The organism is Burkholderia sp. MR1-5-21, from assembly GCF_053427715.1.
The window spans coordinates 84,675-105,819 of record NZ_JBSAXD010000009.1 but is presented as its reverse complement, the minus strand read 5'-3'; the positions used below and the strand labels follow the sequence as shown (position 1 = coordinate 105,819).

Annotated in this window: 25 protein-coding genes; 5 read left to right on the top strand and 20 right to left on the bottom strand. The window is 67.5% G+C overall.

Features of this window, described 5'->3' with window-relative positions; genetic code table 11:
* From ACV229_RS14690 to ACV229_RS14665, 6 genes are all read right to left on the bottom strand, one after another.
* Nucleotides 1-318, bottom strand: coding sequence for a (2Fe-2S) ferredoxin domain-containing protein (locus tag ACV229_RS14690; RefSeq protein WP_448083846.1), 318 nt, complete (start codon nt 316-318; stop codon nt 1-3).
* 132 nt (nt 319-450) lie between these two features.
* Nucleotides 451-1,602, bottom strand: coding sequence for a VanZ family protein (locus ACV229_RS14685; RefSeq protein WP_448083845.1), 1,152 nt, complete (start codon nt 1,600-1,602; stop codon nt 451-453).
* A gap of 19 nt (nt 1,603-1,621) precedes the next feature.
* On the bottom strand, nt 1,622-2,260 hold the full coding sequence (locus tag ACV229_RS14680) for an ABC-type transport auxiliary lipoprotein family protein (protein ID WP_448083844.1): 639 nt from the start codon (nt 2,258-2,260) through the stop codon (nt 1,622-1,624).
* A 20-nt stretch (nt 2,261-2,280) separates the two neighbouring features.
* Nucleotides 2,281-3,210: an MlaD family protein gene (locus ACV229_RS14675; protein ID WP_448083843.1), complete on the bottom strand. Its 930-nt coding sequence runs from the start codon at nt 3,208-3,210 to the stop codon at nt 2,281-2,283.
* A 17-nt stretch (nt 3,211-3,227) separates the two neighbouring features.
* Nucleotides 3,228-4,142, bottom strand: a complete 915-nt coding sequence (locus ACV229_RS14670; RefSeq protein ID WP_448083842.1) for an ABC transporter ATP-binding protein — start codon at nt 4,140-4,142, stop codon at nt 3,228-3,230.
* Nucleotides 4,139-5,263 carry an MlaE family ABC transporter permease gene (locus ACV229_RS14665; RefSeq protein ID WP_448083841.1) on the bottom strand — a complete coding sequence of 375 codons (1,125 nt, stop codon included), beginning with the start codon at nt 5,261-5,263 and terminating at the stop codon, nt 4,139-4,141. Before ACV229_RS14665 ends, ACV229_RS14670 begins: the two co-directional genes overlap by 4 nt.
* A 299-nt stretch (nt 5,264-5,562) precedes the next feature.
* Here ACV229_RS14665 and ACV229_RS14660 point away from each other — a divergent pair, with 299 nt between their 5' ends.
* Nucleotides 5,563-7,629 carry a bifunctional 2',3'-cyclic-nucleotide 2'-phosphodiesterase/3'-nucleotidase gene (locus tag ACV229_RS14660; protein WP_448083840.1) on the top strand — a complete coding sequence of 689 codons (2,067 nt, stop codon included), beginning with the start codon at nt 5,563-5,565 and terminating at the stop codon, nt 7,627-7,629.
* A gap of 8 nt (nt 7,630-7,637) precedes the next feature.
* The gene (locus ACV229_RS14655; RefSeq protein WP_448083839.1) at nt 7,638-8,483 is read left to right on the top strand and encodes a tetratricopeptide repeat protein; all 846 of its coding nucleotides are present in this window, start codon (nt 7,638-7,640) and stop codon (nt 8,481-8,483) included.
* Between the two features lie 85 nt (nt 8,484-8,568).
* On the opposite strand, the gene ACV229_RS14650 is transcribed toward ACV229_RS14655, so the two are convergent.
* The 8 genes from ACV229_RS14650 to ACV229_RS14615 all read right to left on the bottom strand — a co-directional run bounded on the left by ACV229_RS14650 (nt 8,569) and on the right by ACV229_RS14615 (nt 12,630).
* Nucleotides 8,569-9,078 (bottom strand): hypothetical protein, encoded by a 510-nt coding sequence (locus ACV229_RS14650; RefSeq protein WP_448083838.1) that lies wholly within the window; start codon nt 9,076-9,078, stop codon nt 8,569-8,571.
* A 116-nt stretch (nt 9,079-9,194) separates the two neighbouring features.
* Entirely contained in the window at nt 9,195-9,377 is a 183-nt protein-coding gene (locus ACV229_RS14645) for a hypothetical protein (RefSeq protein WP_448083837.1), read from the bottom strand.
* A gap of 301 nt (nt 9,378-9,678) precedes the next feature.
* The gene (locus ACV229_RS14640) at nt 9,679-10,125 is read right to left on the bottom strand and encodes a hypothetical protein (protein ID WP_448083836.1); all 447 of its coding nucleotides are present in this window, start codon (nt 10,123-10,125) and stop codon (nt 9,679-9,681) included.
* A 37-nt stretch (nt 10,126-10,162) separates the two neighbouring features.
* A complete protein-coding gene (locus ACV229_RS14635; RefSeq protein WP_448083835.1) occupies nt 10,163-10,540 on the bottom strand; it encodes a hypothetical protein in 378 nt (125 codons plus the stop codon).
* Entirely contained in the window at nt 10,528-10,779 is a 252-nt protein-coding gene (locus ACV229_RS14630; protein WP_448083834.1) for a hypothetical protein, read from the bottom strand. Before ACV229_RS14630 ends, ACV229_RS14635 begins: the two co-directional genes overlap by 13 nt.
* Nucleotides 10,776-11,363, bottom strand: coding sequence for a type VI secretion system amidase effector protein Tae4 (locus ACV229_RS14625; RefSeq protein ID WP_448083833.1), 588 nt, complete (start codon nt 11,361-11,363; stop codon nt 10,776-10,778). Before ACV229_RS14625 ends, ACV229_RS14630 begins: the two co-directional genes overlap by 4 nt.
* Entirely contained in the window at nt 11,363-11,956 is a 594-nt protein-coding gene (locus ACV229_RS14620) for a hypothetical protein (protein WP_448083832.1), read from the bottom strand. The genes ACV229_RS14625 and ACV229_RS14620 overlap by 1 nt, the downstream gene beginning before the upstream one ends.
* An 11-nt stretch (nt 11,957-11,967) precedes the next feature.
* On the bottom strand, nt 11,968-12,630 hold the full coding sequence (locus ACV229_RS14615) for a PAAR domain-containing protein (RefSeq protein ID WP_448083831.1): 663 nt from the start codon (nt 12,628-12,630) through the stop codon (nt 11,968-11,970).
* A gap of 319 nt (nt 12,631-12,949) precedes the next feature.
* On the opposite strand from ACV229_RS14615, the gene ACV229_RS14610 reads away from it, so the two are divergent.
* The 3 genes from ACV229_RS14610 to ACV229_RS14600 all read left to right on the top strand — a co-directional run bounded on the left by ACV229_RS14610 (nt 12,950) and on the right by ACV229_RS14600 (nt 15,020).
* Entirely contained in the window at nt 12,950-13,870 is a 921-nt protein-coding gene (locus tag ACV229_RS14610; protein ID WP_448083830.1) for a biotin--[acetyl-CoA-carboxylase] ligase, read from the top strand.
* The gene (locus ACV229_RS14605; RefSeq protein ID WP_448083829.1) at nt 13,867-14,655 is read left to right on the top strand and encodes a type III pantothenate kinase; all 789 of its coding nucleotides are present in this window, start codon (nt 13,867-13,869) and stop codon (nt 14,653-14,655) included. Before ACV229_RS14610 ends, ACV229_RS14605 begins: the two co-directional genes overlap by 4 nt.
* A 122-nt stretch (nt 14,656-14,777) precedes the next feature.
* A complete protein-coding gene (locus tag ACV229_RS14600) occupies nt 14,778-15,020 on the top strand; it encodes a hypothetical protein (protein ID WP_448083976.1) in 243 nt (80 codons plus the stop codon).
* 25 nt (nt 15,021-15,045) lie between these two features.
* Here ACV229_RS14600 and rfaE2 read toward each other — a convergent pair whose 3' ends face one another.
* The 6 genes from rfaE2 to ACV229_RS14570 all read right to left on the bottom strand — a co-directional run bounded on the left by rfaE2 (nt 15,046) and on the right by ACV229_RS14570 (nt 21,032).
* Nucleotides 15,046-15,531, bottom strand: a complete 486-nt coding sequence (gene rfaE2, locus ACV229_RS14595; protein ID WP_448083828.1) for a D-glycero-beta-D-manno-heptose 1-phosphate adenylyltransferase — start codon at nt 15,529-15,531, stop codon at nt 15,046-15,048.
* Between the two features lie 156 nt (nt 15,532-15,687).
* Complete coding sequence (locus ACV229_RS14590) at nt 15,688-16,563, bottom strand: ferritin-like domain-containing protein (RefSeq protein ID WP_448083827.1); 876 nt, start codon at nt 16,561-16,563, stop codon at nt 15,688-15,690.
* Between the two features lie 492 nt (nt 16,564-17,055).
* A complete protein-coding gene (locus tag ACV229_RS14585; protein ID WP_448083826.1) occupies nt 17,056-18,267 on the bottom strand; it encodes a patatin-like phospholipase family protein in 1,212 nt (403 codons plus the stop codon).
* A 31-nt stretch (nt 18,268-18,298) separates the two neighbouring features.
* Nucleotides 18,299-19,018: a PhaM family polyhydroxyalkanoate granule multifunctional regulatory protein gene (locus ACV229_RS14580; RefSeq protein ID WP_448083825.1), complete on the bottom strand. Its 720-nt coding sequence runs from the start codon at nt 19,016-19,018 to the stop codon at nt 18,299-18,301.
* 74 nt (nt 19,019-19,092) lie between these two features.
* A complete protein-coding gene (locus ACV229_RS14575; protein WP_448083824.1) occupies nt 19,093-19,920 on the bottom strand; it encodes an enoyl-CoA hydratase/isomerase family protein in 828 nt (275 codons plus the stop codon).
* A 119-nt stretch (nt 19,921-20,039) separates the two neighbouring features.
* Nucleotides 20,040-21,032, bottom strand: a complete 993-nt coding sequence (locus ACV229_RS14570) for a fumarylacetoacetate hydrolase family protein (RefSeq protein ID WP_448083823.1) — start codon at nt 21,030-21,032, stop codon at nt 20,040-20,042.
* Between the last annotated feature and the right edge of the window lie 113 nt (nt 21,033-21,145).

The following is a 21,145-nucleotide window of genomic DNA, read 5'->3' as shown; positions in this document are numbered from 1 at the left end:
TCAGATCTTCAGGCGTTCGACGACCTTGCCGTCGCGCAGGTGCGATTCGACGATCTCGTCGATGTCGGCCTGGTCGACGTACGTGTACCAGGTGCCTTCCGGATAGACGACCATCACGGGCCCTTCCTCGCAGCGGTCGAGGCAGCCCGCCTTGTTGATGCGAACCTTGCCGGGCCCCGCGAGGCCGAGCTCCTTCACGCGTTTTTTCGCGTATTCCTGCATGGTCTGCGCGTCGCATTGCGCGCAGCTCGGACGTTCGGCGCCGGGCTCGCGCTGGTTCAGGCAGAAGAAGACGTGGTGCTGGTAGTAGGATTCCATGATGGGTGACGGCAAGCGGCCAGGCGGCAATGCCGGACCGGCGGTGGCAGGTGAATGGTGCGGACGATTATAGCGAGCGGCGCGCGCTGTTGCCCGCCAGGCTGCCCGCCCCGCTGCCCGGCTCCCTGCCCGTCAGCGGCGCGATGCGGCCGGCAGCCACGCGCGCTCGATGCGCAGACCGAGCCAGATCAGCGCCGCATAGGGCCAGATCCACGCGAGCCAGCGCGCGAGGCTGTTGAAGTGCACGTAGCGGCCCTGCCGCCAGCCCGCGAGCGTGAAGTCGAAGAACGGATTGACGGGCAGCAGGTTCACGAGTGCGACACCCGCGACGAGCGCGGCGGCGGCGAGTGCCGCGCGCCACGTTTCGGGCGCGCGCAGCGCGACGAGCGCCGCCGCAAAGCCGAGCGCGATGCCGAGCCGCGCGCCGGGCGTCGCCCACACGATGACGAGCCCGGTGGCCGACTGCATGTAGGTCGCGCCGGCCTTCAGCACGAGCGTCGCGCCGACGAGCGCGATCAGGAGCCGCACGCGCGGCGCGCGCGGCCGGATCGCGAGCGACGCGATCGCGAGCGCCGCGAACAGCATCAGCGCGCCGAGCACGGCCTCCCATCCGGAATCGGACAGCCAGCCGTCGACGCGCTCGGGCCACGCGGAAACCTGCCACGCCGCCGGCAGCCACGCGAGCAGCGCATCCTGCATCGACGCGTCCGCGCGCTCCCACAGCTCGGCCGGCCAGTCGCCGATGCCGAACAGGAACGGCGAAGGAAAGAGGATCGCGAACGGCCACAGCGCGGCGAGCAGCAGCGGCGTCGCGCCGTCCGGCTCGAACCATGCGAAGCGCAGCCGCCGGAGCGCACCGCGATCGAGCAGCGCACCCGTTGCCGGCGCGACGAGCGCCGCACCGAGCAACGCGCCGAGCGCGTTGGCCGCGAGATCGAGATTCGACGCGACGCGCGTCGGCAAGTAGGTTTGCAGCGCCTCCATCGACCCCGACAGCAGCGTGCCGAGCACGCCGGCGATCAGCGTCGCGCCGACGCCGCGCCAGCGCGGATGGAGCGCCAGCACCGCAAGGCCGCCGAACGGCAGGTAGCCGAGCACGTTCGTGACGACATCGAACGCGGTCACGTAGCGCTGCATCGGCGCGAACAGATAGTCGAACGGGCCGATGCCGAGCGCGGTCCAGCCTTCGAACGGATACAGCGACGCGTAGACGACGAGCGCCGCATACGCGGCGAATGCCTGCCGCGCAAGCGCCGACGCGCGAGGCGAGCCGGGCACGCTCATCGCGGACGCGGCACGCGCATTACGGCGTGCCCGCGTACGCCTGCATGCCGACCCATGCGGCGATCTGCGCGACGAGGTCGTCGCTCGCCATCGCGAGCGCACGTGCGCCGCCGGCCGCGTCGGGCGTGCTCGACGGCGCACGCGCAATGAACGTGCGCTGGCCGAGCACCTTGCCGTCCTGCGTGAGCGTCGCACGCGCGGTGACGGCGCCGTGGCTTTGCGACTCGCCGTCGAACACCTGCTCGAATTCGCTCAGGTCGATCTTGAGCGTCGGCGCACGCACGCCGTCTGAGCCTTCGAGCACCGCGCCGCGCGACGACAGCGCGCCGCGCAGACGCAGCGTCAGCAACTGCGCGGGCGGCGCGGTCCAGCGGCTGTCGCGGTACACGGCGGTGCGCTGCGCATCCGCGTACGCGAGCCGGTAGACGAACTTGTCCGAATCGAGCGCGTCCGGCGCGGCGACGTCGAGCACCTTCAGCGCGGGGGCCGTGCCGGCGGTCGCGACCGGCGCGGCCGGGCCGAGGTCGTAGCGGATGTTCGACAGCGCGGCGCGCTCGCTCGCGCAGCCGGCCGCAAGCGTGAGCGCCAGCACCGCAAACGCGGCTGCGGCCGGGCGCAGCGCGCGGGCAAGGATTCGGGACATGACGTGTTCCTGCATGAAAAATCTCGATTCGAAGGTCAGTGGCCGGCCGCGGCGTTCGGCCAGACGAAGCCGGTTTCGCCCGGCCCCGGCGATGCGCCCGGGGAACCGAACAGCAGACTGCGCGGGTTGCGGCCGAGTTCACCGGCGACGTCCTTCAACTGCCGCGACGCGTCGCCGACGCTGCCGGCGAGCGCGTTGAAGCGCGGCAGCGTGTCGTACTGCACGCGCGCGTTCAGGTCGTTCAGCGCGACGCCGATCTGCTGGGCCGCGGTGCCGGCCTTGTCCAGGTTCGCGACGAGCGGGCCGTTCGGCTGCAGCAGCGTGTTCGCCGACGCCATCGTGCGGTTCACCTCGTGCATCGTCTGCGGCAGCGCCGCGACCGCCGGCCCGAGCTGCTTCGACAGCGTCGTCACGCCGTCCGCCGCGTGCTGCAGGCTTGCCGCCGTCGCGAGCAGCTGGTCGCGCACTTCCGGCGACATCAGCTCGTTCGCGTTCTTCGCGGCGAGTTCGAGCTGCCGCAGCAGCACGTCGCCGCGCTGCTGGATCTGGTCGAACAGGCTCGGGTGCATCGGGATCTGCGCGATCGCTTTCGGCGACGACGGCAGCGGTGACAGGTCGCGCCCCGTGTCGTCGAGCTGCACAAACGCGATGCCCGTCACGCCCTGGAAGCCGAGGCTGCCGAACGTCGACTGCGTGATCGGCGCATCCTTGTCGACCATGATCCGGATCCGGATCTGGCCCGGATGCGCGCGGTCGAAGCCGATCGCCTGCACCTTGCCGACGTCGAGGCCGCGAAAGCGCACCGCCGCGTCCGGGAACAGGCCCGTGACGTTGGTGCGCGCGATCAGGTCGTACGGAATGCGCACGGTGCGGTCGACGTTGAACCAGAACACCGTGCCCGCGATCACGAGCGTCAGCGCGATCGTGAACAGGCCGGCCCAGAATGCATGCGATTTGTTTTCCATTCGCGGGTTCCTTCAGGCTACAGCTCGGGGTTCGACGGCGCGGGTTCGAGGGCTGCCGGCGGCAGCTTCGCGCGCCGCTCGGGCGGCAGCGCCTGCAGTGCGCGCCGTCCGCGCAGCCCCAGAAAATATTCGTGGATGAACGGATGGTCGACGTTCGCGGCCTCCTCGACCGGCGCGGCGACGAGCACCTTGCGGTCGGCGAGCACCGCGACGCGCGTCGACAGCGCGACCATCGTGTCGAGATCGTGCGTCACCATCACGACAGTCAGCCCGAGCGTGCGGTGCAGCGTCGCGATCAGGTCGACGAACTCCTCGGACGCCTGCGGATCGAGCCCCGCCGTCGGCTCGTCGAGGAACAGCAGCTCCGGCTCGAGCGCGATCGCGCGCGCGATGCCGACCCGCTTCACCATCCCGCCCGACAGCGCGGCCGGCATCTTCGACGCATGCTTGCACGGCAGCCCGACCATCTCGAGCTTCAGCATCACGATGTCGTTCAGCAGGTCGGGCGGCACGCGGCCGAGCTCGCGCAGCGGCTGCGCGACGTTGTCGAACACCGTCATCGACGAGAACAGCGCGCCCTGCTGGAACAGCATCCCCGACCGGGTGCGCATGGTGCGCGCGGTCGCGGCGTCGATCTTCGACGTGTCCTCGCCGAACACCTTGATCGTGCCGGACGTCGGCCGCTCGAGGCCGAGGATCTGCCGCACGAGCGTCGTCTTGCCCGAGCCCGAGCCGCCGACGATCGACACGATCTCGCCGCGCCGCACGTCGAAATCGAGCTTCTGGTGGACGATGTTGCGCCCGTAGCGCTTCGTCAGGTTGCGCACCTCGATCACGAGCTCGTCGGCCGCGCGCGCGCCCGGCGACGGCGCGCCGCTCGTCGCCGCATCGGTTGCCGCTGCATGGGCTGCCCGTTGATACGTCGTATTCATCCCAGCCCCACGTTCTGGAACAGCATCGCGAACACCGCGTCCGCGAGGATCACGACCGTGATCGACGTGACGACCGACGTCGTCGTGCCTTCGCCGAGGCTCTGCGAGTTCGCCTTGATGCGGAAGCCGAAATGGCACGCGACGAGCGCGATCAGCATGCCGAACACCACGCCCTTGCCGAGCCCGATGTACAGGTTCGCGATCGGCACGACGCCCGGCAGCGAGCGCACGAAGAAGCTGAAATCGATGCCGAGCGCGAGCTTCGCGGCGAGCGCGCCGCCCGTGAGCGCGATGATGTTGGTCCACATCACGAGGAGCGGCATCGCGACGCCGAGCGCGAGCACGCGCGGCAGGATCAGCCGCAGCCCGTGCGGGATGCCCATCACGCGCATCGCGTCGAGCTCCTCGGTCACGCGCATCACGCCGATCTGCGCGGTGATCGCCGAGCCCGACCGGCCGGCGACGAGGATCGCCGACAGCACGGGCCCGAGCTCGCGGATCACCGACAGGCCGAGGATGTTCACGATGTAGCGGTTCGCGCCGAACATCTGCAGCTGCTGCGCGGACAGGTAGCTGAGCACGATGCCGATCAGGAACGCGACGAGCGCGGTAATCGGCAGCGCCTGCGCGCCCGCGCTGTAGATGTTCGCCGAGGTTTCCTTCCACGGCATCGTCTGCGGCCGGCGCAGCACGGACAGCGCGTCGAGGATCACGCGGCCGAACATCGCGACGCCGCCCTGCAGGTGCTCGGCGAACGTGAAGATCGCGCGGCCGAGGCGCGTGACGGGATCGATGCGCGCGACGCGCTCCGGGGCCTCGCGCTGGCTGTCGAGCCGCTCGATGCGCTCGAAGATCGTGCGCTGCGTGTCGGTGAGCGCGACGCCGGCCGGCAGCTGGCGGCCCCACACGCGCCACAGCGCCTGGCCGCCGACGTGATCGAGCCGTTCGATGCCGGACAGGTCCCATTCGCGCACGCGCTCGGTCGCGAGACCCGCGACGCGGCGCGCGACGGCGCCGCGGTTGCGCGCCAGCGCGAGCGCAGTCCATTGTCCGTACAGGCGCACGGTCGGACCCTGGCCGCCGGCATCGACCGACAGGCCGGGAGGAGTGTCGAAATCCAAGGCGGCTTGTTTGCAAATGAATGACAACGGCCATTGTAGCGAACCGTCCGCCGCCGCGACGTGAGGATTTCCGCCGGGGTCGGAGCGGCGGGCGCTCGCGCTGCCGGCAAGCCATTCAGCGGTACCGGCCCGCCGCCCACCTTCCGGAAAGCCGTCTAAATCCTTTCATTATTACGTCACGTTTCCTTTCGATACTCTCACGCGCCGCACCGCAGGCCGTCGGCGCATGCGCCGTCTTCAGTGCGAATCAACACGAGTTACGACGAATCACGACAACAGAACACCGAACAGGACAACCGATGCGTCTCCCCCCGTTTCCCCGCCATCGCGCGCCGGCCGCCGCCGCGCTCGCGAGCCTCGCGTTCCTCGCCGCCTGCAACGGCGACGACGTGACCGCCCCGCCGTCCTCGCAGGCGCAGGCGCAAGCCCCCGCCGGCACGAAGGCGACCCTCGCCGTGCTCGAGACGACCGACCTGCACACGAACGTGCTGTCGTATGACTATTTCAAGCTCGCGGCCGACAACTCGCTCGGCTTCGAACGCGTGGCGACGCTGATCGCGCAGGCGCGCACGCAGTATCCGAACACGCTGCTGCTCGACAACGGCGACACGATCCAGGGCACCGCGCTGTCCGACTACCAGGCGCTCGTGAACCCGATCGGCTGCGACAAGACGCTCGCGATCTACAAGGTGATGAACGCGGCGAAGTTCGACGGCGGCGGGATCGGCAACCACGAATTCAACTACGGGCTGCCGTACCTGTCGCAGGTGACCGGCAACACGTTCGAGGTCAACGGGATGCCTGCGCCCGCGCAGCAGAAGAAATGCGCGGGCCCCGCATTCCCGCAGGTGCTCGCGAACGTGATCAGCGCGAAGACCAACGCGCCCCTCTTCACGCCGTACACGATCCTCACGCGCACGCTCACCGCGACGACGCCGGACGGCCGCACCGTCAGCGCGCCGGTGAAGATCGGCATCATCGGCTTCACGCCGCCCGCGATCATGAGCTGGGACAAGCGCTGGCTCGACGGCAAGGTGTACACCACCGGCCTGAAGGAAGCGGCCCAGAAGTACATCCCCGAGATGCGCGCGAAAGGCGCGGATCTCGTCGTCGCGATCTCGCACGGCGGGCTCGACAACTCGCCGTACTCGCCGACGATGGAAAACGGCAGCTGGTGGCTGTCGACCGTACCCGGCATCGACGCGATGCTGATCGGCCACTCGCACCAGGTGTTCCCGGATGCGGCGAGCACCGTGCCGCAGTTCAACCTGCCGGGTGTCGACAAGGTCAAGGGCACCGTCAACGGCGTGCCGACCGTGATGGCGAACTACTGGGGCAAGCACCTCGGCGTAATCAAGCTCGGGCTCGCGTTCGACGGCAAGCAGTGGAGCGTCGACAAGTCGCTGACGACCGTCGAGGCGCGGCCGATCCAGAACGCCGACAAGACCTACGTCGCCGCCGATCCGTCGGTGTCCGCCGCGATCGCGGCCGAGCACCAGGCGACGATCGACTACGTGAAGACGCCGATCGGCTCGACCGACTACCGGATGAACTCGTATTTCGCCGACGTCGGCGATCCGGGCGCGATCCAGATCGTCAACGAGGCGCAGGCCGACTACGTGAAGACCTACGTGCAGGCCAACCTGCCGCAGTATGCATCGCTGCCGGTGCTGTCGGTCAGCGCGCCGTTCAAGAGCGGCTTCGGCGGCGGCAACGATTTCACCGACGTCGCGCCGGGCGCGCTCGCGATCAACAACGCGGCCGACCTGTACCTGTACCCGAACACCGTGTACGCGGTGAAGGTGAGCGGCGCGGACGTGAAGAACTGGCTCGAGACCGCCGCGAAGCGCTTCAACACGATCGACCCGACGAAGGCGACCGTGCAGAAGCTCGTCGGCAGCTTCCCCGGCTACAACTTCGACATGTTCACGTCCGCGGACCTGTCCTACGAGATCGACGTCACGCAGCCGGCCGGCAACCGCATCCGCAACCTGACGTACAAGGGTGCGCCGCTCGATCCGAACGCGCAGTTCATCGTCGCGACCAACAACTATCGCGCGAGCGGCGGCGGCAATTTCCCGGGGCTCGACGGCAGCAAGACGATCTTCGCGTCGCCGGACGCGAACCGTGACGTGCTGATCGCGTACATCAAGAAGCGCGGCGCGCTCACCCGCGCGGTGGACGGCGCGCAGCGCAGCTGGCGCTTCACGAAGCTCGCGAGCTCGGTCGCGCACGTGCAGTTCGCGTCCGCGCCGAACCGCCTCGCGGACGCGGCGGCGGCCGGCCTGACCGGCATCACGCAGGTCGCGGCCGACGACGGCACGGGCAAGAACCTCGCGACCTACGAAATCGACCTGACGCAATGAGGCGCGCGATGCAACCGATCCCCACGATGCGGCCCGCCGAGTCCGGCATCGCGCCTGCCGTGCGTCGCCTGCTGCGCGTGAAACTGCCGCCTGCCGTGCTGCTCGCGGCGTCGGCGGCGATCGTCGCGACGGCGGTCGCGGTGGCCGGCTGGCGGAGCGCCGGGCCCGCGCCGAGCGCCGCGCAGCTCGACGAATGGCAGGCGATGGTCACGCAGGTCGCCGATCCGCACGCGCTCGCGCAGTTGCGCGACCTCGCGCGCGCCGGGTCCGCCGATGCGCAGGCGGCGCTCGGCGTCGCGCTCGTCGACGCGCGCGAGCCGGGGCTGCGGGACGAAGGGCGCGGCTGGCTCGAAACCGCCGCGCAGGCAAGCGGCGCGCAGGATGCGCCGGCCGTGCGGCGCGCGCAGCTCGCGCTCGGCAAGGCGTTGCTGTTCGGCAGCGACGATCTGCCGAAGGACTATGCGCGCGCCCGCGCGCTGCTCGGCGCCGCCGCCGAACACGGCGATCCGGCCGCAGCGTATTACGTCGGCCTGATCTACCGCAGCGGCTACGGCACCGCCGCCGATCCCGCGCAGGCGGCGCGCTGGTTCGCGCTCGCGTCGCGCGCGGACATCCCGGCGGCCGACTTCATGCTCGCAAACGCGTATCGCAACGGCAGCGGCGTGCCGCGCGACGACGCGCGCGCACTCGCGCTGTACCGGCGCGCGGCCGAGCACGAACTGCCGGAAGCGGTGCAGACGCTCGCGATGGCGTATCGGAATGGCGAACTCGGGCTCACGCCGAATGCGGACGAATTCCACGCGCAGTGGATCGAGACCGCGCACGCGCTGAAGCATCCGGTCGTCGCGCCCTGACGCTCCACCGACGTTCGGCCGGACGACGCGTCGTCCGGCCGCGCGCCGCCGTGACTTCGTCGTCAGGCGGCGACGCGACCACCCGTCAGGCGGCAAGGTCCAGCGAGCGTCGCTCCAGACGCAGGTAGATGTCGGACGCAATCAGCCCATACACGATGTGATCGAGCGCGCTCACCCAGCCTCGCGCATCGGCGAACCACGGGAAGAATTGCGTCATTGCGTAGAAATTGAAGAAGTACAGCAGCAGCCCGAATGCGGCTCCCGCCAGCGTCGCCATCCCGACGCTCGAATCGAGGCTGAACGGCGCGATGATCACCGCCAGGATCAGCGCGAACACGATCGTCAACGCGATGTGCACGCCCAGTGCCGCGAGCAGGATCCCGACTTCGAACGTGGCCGACGGCGCAAGCGCGTCCTCTCCGAAGTAGATCGCCGCGATCATGCGCAGCGGCGCCCACGCGCCTTGTCCGAGGATGACCGCCTCGACGAGTTCGAGGACGAGGATGACCGCACCGGCGACGAGTCCGCCGATCACGGCTGCGCGCCAGTCCGGAATACGGTGCACGTAGTGATGCGAATGCATGTGAAGTTGCATGGCGAGCTCCTTGAAAACGGTCTGGCGCCGCCGCTTCCGCCGACAACATCCGGTCGACGCGTGCGGATCGGGATGCGATTCGCGATCGGCCGGACACCTCGACACACGCTGCCGCGTCAATGCCGGTGCGTATGCGACACGCCGGAGCGAACCGCCGACCATGCCGACTCGATCGACTCCGACAGCCGGCGACAGGCGCGCGTCATCGGCGGCCGGACGGCTTCGGAAATCTGGGTCGTCTTGCGGTGGAAGCGCTCGAACAGGCTGGACAGGTTCGAACATGAATGAAGCTTGCTCATCGCCTTTTCCCTCGATGCAGCAACGACGAGAACGGACTGGCGCACTCCGGTTCGCCTGCGTCGCTGCGGGCGAACCCGTCGAAACACGCCGCCAGAGCGGATATATCGAACGTAGTCCCGCCGGTCGGGAATATCAAGAAGCCGGCAGGCGCCGTCGGATCGCGGTGCTGTGTTCCGCAGACGAAAGCGGCAACGAGGTTGCGGTTAAGCGGGATGCGGGCTGCAAGCGCTTGCGTGGCTGTGTAAGCAGAGTCGTAAAAACCAAATGGCCGCGCCAGATACGCGGCCATCACCGTCAATATTACTGACGTTGCATGGTTGTTCCGCAAGGACTCGCGCAGCCGCCTGGTGAGCTGGCGGGAATAAACTCGATCTCGATCTGGTTACGCTGGCTCGGCAGAATGTGCGAATCGTTTCGCCAGATCTTTGTATCGATGTTGATTCGGTCCCGCGAAATCCCAAGACTCAAGAGATAATCCTCAACAGCTTCCGCTCGGCGACGCGCAACAGTCTTCGCATCATCCTCATTGTCGTCTGCGAGTCCGCAAATTACGACTGGACCATCTTTCGCCACGCTATCACGGACGGCGATCAGAAGGCCGGCAAGCTGGACTCGGTCGATGTTTGAAATAGATGTAACGCCGTGCTGAACCTTTCCACCATACTGCAATGCAAAACTACACGCGGAAGCCATTCCATAGAAACACGCCACTGAAAAACCGATCAACACACGTAACGTACCAAGCATTATCGTCTGCACTTCCGTTTATCGTGGTGAAGGTGATTCACATCAATCTGAAAACGAGCATGACAAACCAATGCGCCGCGACAAGCACGCCCGCCACCACTGCCCATTGTGTCCAGCGGCGCCGCTTCCCGGCAAGGAACACTGCCACAACACCAAATACAATCGACGGCCCTAAAATGGCGGCAAGGAATACCAACCCATCCCAAAAGCCAATCGCGCATGCCCCAATCTCCCTGCAACCGTTCGGAACACAAAGTTGCGGGAAACGTCGACAGATTTCAGCATCAGCAGCGGACCACCACAGACTGGCAAGACCAAACGCTGCGAAAATCGTGGCGTGCCCTCCCTGCCTCATCGAACATTTCAACCCAATACAAGGCAACCCAAAGACGGCATGAATTCTCATGCTTTCCATTTTTTTCCTGCCCGGTTTCGCTCCCAGACAAACCCACGCCAGCCACCGATTACCGAGGCCACAATTACGGACATAAACCAACCAACCAAAAAGAGGTTGGCAACTTGCGGGTTCGTATCGAAGAGACTTCCTTTCCCGTGAAGAATAAAAACACCGAATAGATATAAGCCACCCCAACAAGCAAGCGTGACTATGATCGAGCCGGAAATTGCACCAATGGCAGATCCTAGATATTTCATTTTATCTGGAAGAACATGATTTTTTTCGATTTCCGAAAGTCGGACCACAACCCTGGAATCACGATATTCCAACGGGTTCGGAGTCCGGTACCGAATCCCGTAAGCTTTTCGCCGTTCCATAAATCAATGTGCCCGCCGCTGGCATTCCCCTCCGTTTCCCCGTCGCGGGTCCAGTAGCCATCAAACATGATGATGCCGGTTCGCCCCTTGACCCTATCCCTCCAATCTTCTCCGGTGACGTTTTCCGCCCTCCCCAGACCCGCAAAGGGCTGCAGCTTCAGCCATTCCCCAAGTTCGTTGGCTCGTGTCGCTGTTGCCTTTCCGTTCAGCAAGATTCGCCCGATGCTCGACTGACCACCAAGCGGCTTGACCAGTTTCGACGAAAAAGACTTCATTTCAATGCCAACACGGTGAAAGGCGACGCTCATGCGAATAGCGCATTGATTCGTATAAGCCGGATTGTCATAGGGATTGCCCGACGGGTAGGCGTCCCATAGTTCCTTGAATGTTACCGCCCGCAATTGCACAACCTTGATGGAATCGGGCGTCGTGTTCGTTCTTACTGTTGTCGGGCTGTTTGGCATCACGTCCAGTCCTTGTGTACAAGAGCGTCTTCGCCCCAATAGATCGTGTAACTGTCGGCGATCCCGGAATGGATACGCGGCAACTGGCCATTACTGTTGACATGCCCTGCGAAGGTCCGTCCGTCGCTCAGTTCGATCAGATATGGATAGTTCTGCGGTAACGATGTGCGTATGCCGGCACGCACCTGTTCGTCATAGGTGGCAGAGACATCAGTCTGCGTCGCTGTCGCCGCCTCGGCCTTCGCAGGGCTCGCAGCCGTAACGTTTTTTCCTCCCGTCAGCGTCGCTACCTCGTGCGACGAGAAGGTCATCATCATGTTGCGTTCGGCATAAAAAACAGGCTGCGGATTGCACCCGCAGACGTTGATATCGCCGCTCAACGCCCACGGCTTGCCATTTGGGCCTGTACCGGGCCAGCGCGGCCCCTTTGGCGCGATGAAACCTTCCTGTTTGCAAGCCGTGCAGTAGGTTTTCATGTAAAGCGTGGCGATATTCACCCTGGGCGGCGGGTTCGAACAAGTCACACCTTCGAGCCCTTCGGTAATCACCGCACTGCCGCCGCGGTCGCCTCTGGCAAGGAAATAGCGGATCATGCGGCCTCTCCTCAGCGTGTCGCTGCCGAACGCTTCACAACCGCGAATGTGTCGGCGGAGACGAGGCCGTCACGCTCCGGGCTGTCCGTCATGGTGTCGCCGTTATCGAGCTCGCTACCGACGAAAGCCAGTAGTTCGAAACTGCTGTTGTCCGTCAGCCCGAGCCCGCTGATGATTCGTGCAGTCGAGCCATCCGCATAGTGGACAAGATCGCCTACGACGCCGGCCTTGCCAAGTCGAACGCCGGTATCCCACGTGCCAGTTGCTTCGCGCAGCACGCCGCCCCGTGCAGTCGTCGCTCCACGTACCGCGAGCCGGTAGCGCAGCGGCGCTGGCGGCGGCACATAGCTGGCGTCGAACAATCCGTCGATGGTTTCGCCTGCCGGTACATGAATTCCCCACGAACGCTGAAGCGTTTCGACAATGCGATCGCCGTTGCTCAATCGACTGCCCACGAGCGCAAAGGGCTTGTCGCGGTCAATCGCGTACTCGCCTGCGCCGTCGGTAATGACAGCCTCGCTGCCGTCCTCGTAGGTCACGATATCGCCGACGCGGGCAACGGCAAGTCCGATCACTGTCAACCCGCTGCTGGCCTTGGTCACCCGACCGCCGCGCTCCGTGAGTGCGCCAATGGTGACGAAAAGATGGGTCGGTACTTTCTGCTCGTTACTCATCTTGATCTCCTTTCTCGACTATTGGGTGAGGATTGCTCCGCCCAAATTTGCTCAAGCGAGAAAGGAGAATCAATCTGACAAATTCGAAATCCTTATCAACAAGGCTCGTTTGAGTATGTTTACGCAATAGAGGATGGACTGGCTCAAGCGCTAGCCGGCTCAGCTGGGAGCTTGCGCTCATGTTCGACCCGACCCATCGCCAGCGCCAGCGCGATCGGAACGAGGCGCACCTATCGCAGTTCCGTGACACCCTGCGACGCCGCTGCCCTCCCCCAACTTCCCAGCACGATCCCCGCACCCTGTCGCTACAATAGGCCCCATGAACGCCCCCACCTCCTCCGACACGCCCGACGCCGGCGACGCGCACATTGCGCGCAGCCGCCTCGAGGCGCACCTGGACGCCACGCCGCGCGCGTGGCCGCTCGACATCGTCGCCGCGACCGGCTCGACCAACGCCGACGTCGCCGCCCGCCTGAAGGCGCTGCCGCGCGCTGCGAACGCGCTGCCCGCGCCGCTCGTGCGGGTCGCGTTCGAGCAGACGGCCGGCCGCGGCCGGCAAGGCCGGCCGTGGTTCGCGCAGCCGGGCAACGCGCTGCTGTGCTCGGTCGGCTGCATCGTCCCGCGCCCCGTCGACGCGCTCGGCGGATTGAGCATCGCGATCGGCGTCGCGCTCGCCGAAGGGCTCGCGGCGCTGCCGCTCGATGGCCGCACCGGCGTCGCGCTCAAGTGGCCGAACGACGTGCTGCTGACGGCCGCCGACGCCGGCACGCAGCGCCTCGTCGGCAAGCTCGCGGGGATCCTGATCGAAACCGTATGGACGACGCCCGGCGCGACCGCCGTCGTGATCGGCTTCGGCATCAACGTGCGCGGCGCGGAAGCCGTCGCTGCGCAGGTCGACGCGCAGCGTGCGCGCGAAGCGACATTGGCGGGCGCGCTGCCGCCCGCCGCGCTGTCGTCCGCGTGGGCGTCGGCCAACCTCACCGATACGCTCGCCGCGGCGCTGAACGCACTCACGCCCGCGCTCGCGCAGTTCGCGGCCGACGGCCTCGCGCCGTTCCTGCCGCGCTGGCACGCATTGCACGCGTACGCCGGCCGCGAAGTCGTGCTGATCGAGCAAGGCGTCGAACGCGCGCGCGGCATTGCGACCGGCATCGACGCGGCAGGCCAGCTGCTGCTAGACACGCCCACCGGGATCCAGGCGATCGCGGCAGGCGACGTGTCGCTGCGCGAGGCGCAATGAGCGAAGCGCAGTTGCTGATCGACGCCGGCAACAGCCGGATCAAATGGGCGCTCACCGACGCTCGGCGTGAACTGGTCGAAACGGGCGCGTTCGGCCACGCGCGCGACGGCGGCGCCGATCCGGACTGGTCGCGTGTGCCGCGCCCGCGCGGCGCATGGATCTCGAACGTCGCCGGCGCTGAAGTCGCCGCGCGGATCGACGCACTGCTCGACGCACACTGGCCAGGCCTGCCGCGCACGACGATCCGCTCCTGTCCCGCACAGTGCGGCGTGACGAACGGCTACACGACGCCCGATCAGCTCGGCAGCGACCGCTGGGCGGGCCTGATCGGCGCGCACGCGGCGTTTCCGGGCGAGCACTTGCTGATCGCGACGTTCGGCACCGCGACGACGCTGGAGGCGCTGCGCGCGGACGGCCGCTTCACGGGCGGGCTGATCGCGCCTGGCTGGGCGCTGATGATGCGCTCGCTCGGCACGCACACAGCGCAGTTGCCGACGCTGACGACCGACATCGCGAGCGGCCTGCTCGCGGGCGCGCAGGCGGAACCGTTCCAGGTCGATACGCCGCGCTCGCTGTCGGCCGGCTGCCTGTATGCGCAAGCCGGGCTGATCGAGCGCGCGTGGCGCGACCTGAACGATGCATGGCAGGCGCCGGTACGGCTCGTGCTCGCGGGCGGCGCGGCGGACGACGTCGCACGCGCGCTGACGGTGCCGCATACGCGGCACGATGCGCTGATCCTCTCCGGACTGGCGCTGATTGCCGCCGAAACGGCCGCGAACGGTTGATACGGTCGACGCGGCGGGGCGCGGGCGTCGTTCCGCACGCTGCCGCCCCGAATGCATGAAGAATGGGCCGCCCCTGCGATCGGCCCGACTGGATGACTGGATGACGAAAAGGAGTGTCGACGATGCTGCGCTGGCTGATCGCTGTTCTCTTTCTCGCCAACATGCTCGCGCTCGTGGTGATGCGCGAGGTGTTCGGGCCGCTGCCCGCGGCCGGTCCGCGCGAGCCGGGGATCCTGTCGCGGCAGGTGCATCCCGACGCGCTGCGCGTGACGCCGCTCGCACAAGCCACCGGCGAGGCCGTCGTCGGCGGGCCGATCGCGTCGCCCGCGCTGACCGCGCAGCCGCTCGCCGCGTCCGCGCCGTGACGACGCGTGCGGCCGCGCGACGACGTTACGGCTGCTGCGTGCGCACCTTCTTCAGCAGCGCGGTAGTCGAGCGGTCGTGCTCGAACGGGATCGCGAGCGCGCGACCGCCCCAGCCGCGCACCAGTGCCGATTCCGGCAGCACATCCATGTCGTAATCGCCGCCCTTGACGAGGATGTCCGGATGGACGGCCTCGATCAGCGACACCGGCGTCTGTTCCTCGAACTTCACCACATAGTCGACGCTCTCGAGCGCCGCCAGCAGCGCCATGCGGTCGTCCTCGCGGTTGATCGGCCGGTCGTCACCCTTGCCGAGCATCCGCACCGACGCATCGCTGTTGACGCCGACGATCAGGCACGCGCCGAGCGCCTTCGCGTCGGCGAGATAGGTGACGTGACCGCGGTGCAGGATGTCGAACACGCCGTTCGTGAACACGACGGGCGACGGCAGCGACGCGCGCAGCGCGGCCAGCGCGTCGCGGGTGATCAGCTTACGTTCGAAAGTGGCAGGCATGATGGGCGAAAAGCGGAAATAAGCGGCATGCGCGGCGCGCACGCCCAAGAAAAAGCCCGTCGGCCAAACCGGACGGGCTTCGTTTCATCGCGGCCCGGCAGCGGACGCGGCCGGTGACGCACGGCCGGCAACGAGCCGGCCGCGCGCGAGCCGGCTTCAGGCCGGCTGCGCAGCGGACGGGCCGCTTTCGGACTGCAGACGGCCCGTGACTTCCTTGCGGTACCGGTTCAGTTCCTGCGCGGTCGCGAACGTGCGCTCGAACAGGATCGACAGGTTGTGCAGGATACGCTCGATGACCTTCTTCTCCCACTCGCCGTCGAAGCGGATCTGCTCGTCGAGCCAGCGCTCGAGCCACTCCGGATCGGGCAGGCGCGACTGCACGGTGTCGCGCGGGAACAGCGCCTGGTTCACGTGCAGGTTGGTCGGGTGCAGCGGCTTCTCGGTGCGGCGCGCGGACGCCATCAGCACGCCGATCTTCGCGAACGCCGCGCGTGCGACGTCGCCGCAGTTGTTGAGCGCCTTCTTCATGTAGCGCAGGTACGCGCCGCCGTGGCGCGCTTCATCGCGCGAGATCGTTTCGTAGATGTGCTTGATGACCGGCTCGGTGTGCCACTCGGCCGCGCAGCGGTACCAGTGGTTCAGGCGGATCTCGCCGCAGAAGTGCAGCATCAGCGTCTCGAGCGGCGGCGCCGGATCGAACTCGAAGCGCACCGCGTGCAGCTCCTCCTCGGTCGGCATCATTTCCGGCTTGAAGCGGCGCAGGTATTCCATCAGCACGAGCGAGTGCTTCTGCTCTTCGAAGAACCACACGCTCATGAAGGCGGAAAAGTCGCTGTCGTGCTGGTTGTCGCGCAGGAACATCTCGGTCGCGGGCAGCGCCGACCATTCGGTGATCGCGTTCATCTTGATCGTCCTCGCCTGCTCGTCGGTGAGCAGCGAAGCGTCGAACTTGTCCCACGGAATGTCCTTCTCCATGTCCCAGCGGACGGCTTCGAGCGACTTGTAAAGTTCCGGATAAAGCATGGTGTTCATGATGGTCCCACCCCTGTTCTGCGCAATGCGACTTCTCTCAAACGTGACTGTTGCAGCAAATGCGCATGCCGATGCGCTTTTTGCAACCAAGCCTCTAATTTTACGCGTGAAACCAGCTCCCGGACGCGCGATTCGCATCCGTGAGCCGCGCGGCCGCGTAAGCCGCCGTGGGGCAAGCTGCGTGCCATGCTCCGCTCGAACGGAACGGGCCGCGCGTGCCTGAGTGGGGGCCGGCGCTGGCCGGCTTCGCTGGCGAGCCCGTCCGCTGCCCCATGCGGGGCGCCGCTGCCGGCCGGCTGCTCGATATGGTGTATTCGGCGGCGGCCATGATATCACGCGTGCGTGACGGTTCCGAGACGGCACCCCGGTCACGTTCGGCCAGGCACCGCGCGGCACGGCGCGGCGATCCGCCGCATCCGGCATGTCGCGGAAATGCAACCAGGATGTAATTCGAACGAAATGGATGCGTAATCGTCACGCACCCGATACGCGTCAGACCCGCATTTCTCCTGCCGTCGGCCCGTCGGCCGGCGACGCGCTCGCGCCGTCCGCGCGCGCGATCCAGCCGGCAAGCGTGTCGCGCTGCGCGCAGCCGTCGCGATAGCCGAGTTCGATCAGCTCGCACGCGAACGACGCCTCGAACAGCAGGTAGCTCGCGAACGACGCGCCCGCGGGCTGGCTGCCGCCGACCGCGCCGAGCAGCCCGCGCACGGTGAACGGCAGTTGCTTCACGTGCTTCGCGGCGATCAGCTCGATACGCTCGGACGGCGCGATCGCGAGCACGTCGACATGCCGCCAGCCGCTGTCCACTTCGACCTGGTGCGGCAGGTGCGTGATCATCCGGTTGATGTGCTCGATGCGTTCTATGTCCGAGCCGATCGAGTCGAGGAACACGCTCGCGAGCACCTGCTGGCCGATCTGCGCGAGCGACGGGTAGCCACGCACGAGGCCCCCGCCGTTCGCGGCGGGGATCTCGGGCCGCGGATCGGCCGCGCCGACGACGACGATCGCGTCCGCGCCGAAGTGGATCGCCGGCGACAGCGGCGCGATCTGCCGGATCGAGCCGTCGCCGAAATATTCGATCTGGCCGTCGAGCACGAGCGGCACCGCCGGAAACACGAACGGAATCGCCGACGACGCGAGCAGGTGCGACGCCGACAGGTCGACGAGCCGCGCGGTGCGCTGCGCGCGCCGCCACGCCTGGATCGGCTCGGCCGCCTGGTAGAACGTGAGGTGCCGGCCGCTCGAATAGCTGAGCGCGGTGATCGACAGCGCGTGCAGCAGGCGCGCCTCGAGCATCTGCTCGATCCGGTGAAAGCTCAGCTCGCGCTGCAGCAGGTGCGCGAGCGGCGCGTTGTCGAGCAGGCCGCGCGGCGACCGGCGCGCCGCCCAGCCGAAACTCATCGTCGCAAGCCAGCGCGCGCCCGCCGCGGCAATGCCGAGCCAGTCGGTCCGGTACACGTAGTCGGCGCGCAGATGCTCCCAGAATTCGAGCAGGCGCCGCACGCCATGCGAGAAATCGTCCGCGTGGCTCGCGATCGACGTCGCGTTGATCGCGCCGGCCGACGACCCGCACACGACCGCGAACGGCAGCGTGCGCCGCTGCGGATCGGCGTCGAGCGCGATCTCGGTCAGCGCCTTCAGCACGCCGACCTGATACGCGGCACGCGCGCCGCCTCCCATCAGTACGAGCGCGAGCCGCATCGATCGACCTGCTACATGGACTGCTGCGCCGTCACGTCGAGCGCTTCGGCGGACGGCTCGCAGGCGTCGACGCGGCCGCCGCACGCGCCGCCGCCGAACCGGCCGGCTTCGCACGCTTCGCGGCGGGCTTGCGCGGCGCGGCGGCCGGCGGATCGGCCGCCGCGGGCGGCGCCGCGTCCGGCGCGGCGGTGGGCTGGGCGCCCGGCTGCGTCATCGCGAGGCTCGCGAGCTGGTTGAACTGCGTCTGCAGCAGGTTCCACCATCCGGCCGGATCGAACGCCTGGTTCTGCGCGGCGGCATCGGCGTCGGCGGACGATGCTTCCGGTTCGGCCTGCGGCGCATCGCCGAGCGGCGACGCCGCAGCCTTTGCCGCCGCGACGGCCGCATCCTCTGCGGCCGACATCGAGCTTTGCGCAAACGTGCCGAACGCGCGCAGCGTCGCGAGCGTCGCGCGCTGCACCTCGAGCGCCTGGATCGCAGACTGCAGCATCCCGAGGTTCAGCTTCAGCCACTGCTCGACCGCACGCAGGTCGGTGATCCGCTTGTCGAGTTCCTCGACGTTCGTGAGCGGCGCCATCATGTCGGACATGCTCGACAGCGACGGCGGCAGCCCATGCGCGGCGCCGGGAATCGCCGCCATCGCGCCGAACGGCGACAGGCGAATCATTTCCCACATCCGGTCGACCATGTCGGCGGGTTGGAAGCCGGCAAAGCCGGGGAACGGATTGGAGCCGGTGGTATCGATCGTCATGCGGACATCCTGGTTGACTGGGGGGGGAATGCGACGGCCGGATCGGCCGGCCGCCTGGATCATCATAGCGCGCGTCAGAACGGCGCGCCGCCGGGGAAGTCGGGCGGGCGGCGCTCGCGCAGCGAACGGATGCCCTCCTGCACGTCGGGCCCCGAGAAGCCCATGAATTCGAGCGCGAGCGACGTGTCGAAGCTCGGCCCGGCCGAGCGCAGCCAGTTGTTGAGCGCGTACTTGGTCCATCGGATCGCCGTCTGCGACCCGTGCGCGAGCCGCTCGGCAACCTCGTACGCCTTCGGCAGCAGGTCGTGGTCGTCGACCGCGAGCGATACGAGGCCGATCCGCTCGGCCTCCTCGCCGCTCACCGGCTCGCACAGCAGCAGGTAGTACTTCGCCTTCGCCATCCCGCACAACAGCGGCCACACGATCGCCGCGTGGTCGCCCGCGGCGACGCCGAGCCGCGTATGGCCGTCGATGATGCGCGCGCTCTTCGACGCGATCGAGATGTCGGCGAGCAGCCCGGCGACGAGCCCCGCGCCGACGGCCGGGCCGTGCATCGCGGACACGATCGGCTTGCTGCAGTTGATCACGTTGTAGACGAGGTCGCGCGCCTCGCGCCAGACCCGCGCGCGCACGTCGAAGTCGTTCGCCATCTGCTCGACGAGCGCGAGGTCGCCGCCCGCCGAGAAGCCCTTGCCTTCGCCGCGGATCACCGCGACGCGCGTGTCGGGATCGCGATCGACGTCGCGCCAGATGTCGGCCAGTTCGCGGTGCATGCGCTCGTTCGCGGTGGCGAGGCCGCTCTTGTTCGCGCCTTCGCCGCTCATCACGATTTCGAGGATGCCGTGCGGCTGGCGCCGCACCTTCAGTGCTTCATAGCCGCTGTAGACGGCGAGATCGGACATGCGCAGCTCCTTGCGGAAAACCCATGGGTCGAGTGTAGCCAAGCCCGCGCAGGCAAACATCGGGCGAAACCCGGCGCGCGGACCGCAACCGGATTGCGCCCGCGCCCGGCCGGTTCATATCAAGCGGCGCCGTCAGGCGGTGCGACCGACTGGTCGATCGCGCCGAAGATCGACTTGCCGGCCTCGTCGACCATCTCGATCTTCACGGTGTCGCCGTAGCGCATGAACGGCGTCTGCGGCGCGCCGTGCTCGATCGTCTCGAGGCAGCGCTTCTCGGCGATGCAGCAGTAGCCGCGCTTCGGATCCTTGTTCGACACCGTGCCCGAGCCGACGATCGAGCCCGCGCGCAGGTTGCGCGTCTTCGCCGCGTGCGCGATCAGCTGGCCGAAATGGAACACCATGTCGGTGCCCGCGTCGGGCTGGCCGACCTTCTTGCCGTTCCAGTGGACGACCATCGGCCGGTGCACGCGGCCGTCGCGCCAGTGCTCGCCGAGCTCGTCCGGCGTGACCGCGACCGGCGCGAACGCGGTCGCCGGCTTGCTCTGGAAGAAGCCGAAGCCCTTCGCGAGTTCGGCCGGGATCAGGTTGCGCAGCGATACGTCGTTCACGAGCGTGACGAGCCGCACGGCCTTCAGCGCGTCGTCGGGCGACACGCTCATCGGCACGTCGCCGGTGATCACCGCGACTTCCGCCTCGAAGTCGATGCCCCATTCCTCGGACGGGCAGACCACGTCGTCGCGCGCCCCGAGGAAATCGTCGCTGCCGCCCTGGTACATCAGCGGATCGGTCCAGAATTCCGGCGGCATCTCCGCGCCGCGCGCGCGGCGCACGAGCTCGACGTGGTTCACGTACGCGGAGCCGTCCGCCCACTGGAACGCGCGCGGCAGCGGCGCCATGCAGTTGGCCGGATCGAACGCGAACGCGTGGCGCGCGCGGCCGTGGTTCAGCGCGTCGTACAGGTCGCGCAGCTGCGGCGCGTAGAACGCCCAGTCGTCGAGGACGCGCTGCAGCGTCGGCGCGATCGCGTCGGCGATCGCCGCGGTATGCAGGTCGCGCGACACGACGATCAGCTGGCCGTCGCGCGTGCCGTCCTTCAGCGAAGCAAGTTTCATAAGGGGAATCTGCCGTTGTAGTGACGATGGAAGGAATCTATTTTACGATGGTGAATCCGTGCGGCGCGCAGCCAGCGTGCGCGCCGCGGCCGAATCGAATCCAGCCTCTTCAT